The 233-nt window shown below is 57.5% G+C and carries 1 rRNA gene; it reads right to left on the bottom strand.

Features of this window, described 5'->3' with window-relative positions:
* A 23S ribosomal RNA gene (locus tag QSK52_RS39405) occupies positions 1 to 233 on the bottom strand; the annotation flags it as partial.

Below are 233 nucleotides of genomic sequence, written 5' to 3'. Positions count from 1 at the left end.
GGTATTCTCTACCAGACCACCTGAGTCGGTTTAGGGTACGGGCCGCCATGAAACTCGCTAGAGGCTTTTCTCGACAGCATAGGATCATCCACTTCACCACAATCGGCTCGGCATCAGGTCTCAGACTTAGTGTCGCGCGGATTTGCCTACGCAACGTCCTACACCCTTACCCCGGGACAACCACCGCCCGGGCTGGACTACCTTCCTGCGTCACCCCATCGCTCACCTACTAC

Source organism: Kitasatospora phosalacinea (genome assembly GCF_030268885.1).
GTDB classification, from domain to species: Bacteria; Actinomycetota; Actinomycetes; order Streptomycetales; family Streptomycetaceae; genus Kitasatospora; species Kitasatospora phosalacinea_C.
Note: the sequence above shows the minus strand (reverse complement) of the source record. Positions and strands in the feature narration are given on the sequence as shown.